General features: G+C 54.6%; 1 protein-coding gene. It reads left to right on the top strand.

The genetic code is table 11. The features are described from left to right. Positions 1-163 precede the first annotated feature (163 nt). Complete coding sequence (locus tag A3754_RS01145; protein WP_039926707.1) at positions 164-472, top strand: hypothetical protein; 309 nt, start codon at positions 164-166, stop codon at positions 470-472. Positions 473-639 lie beyond the last annotated feature (167 nt).

Here is a 639-nt window from a genome sequence, read left to right on the forward strand (position 1 = left end):
CATTTATTGAACAGGGTCAAGTCTGTCACCGGCAACGGTACAGACGGTCAGACAATCGGGCATCAATACGTGTTCCCGGGGTCCATAATGGTTATGGTCCTTATTAACGGTTTTCGCTACATTGCGGAACAGTCCCTTACCCGATTGACCACGCAGGCCAACAATGAAAAAAACAGCAGAACGAGCAGAGCTGCTCAAGGACATGATTCAGGAAGCCATTGAAGATGGCGCCACCACCGTGGAAGACGTGCACCAGCATATTGCCGGGCTACCGTTTGACGCGCTGGAGAAGCTGGGCCTCTTTGAAGACAAGGCGCCAGCCCTGAAAGAAAAACAGCGCAAGACCATCGGCCTGGTGTACGACACCATTCGCAAGGTGAATCAGGAAGTGGGCGCGCTGATCTCCGAACAGTTTGCGGCACTGGAAGATGCGCGCACCGCAGCTAAAAACATGGACGAAAAAGAAGACTGATCAACGCCAGCTGGACCCCGCCTGAATATACCAGGCGGTCTCCTCCGGCCCCCGGGCAATATCAATCCCCATCGTCATCCCGTACCGGCGAGCGATCAGATAGCGAAACCCGCTACCGTAGCTATTGGCCACTTCGGCGTCTGACAAATCCGAAAGGCTTTCTGCGG

The organism is Alcanivorax sp. HI0083 (genome assembly GCF_001635175.1).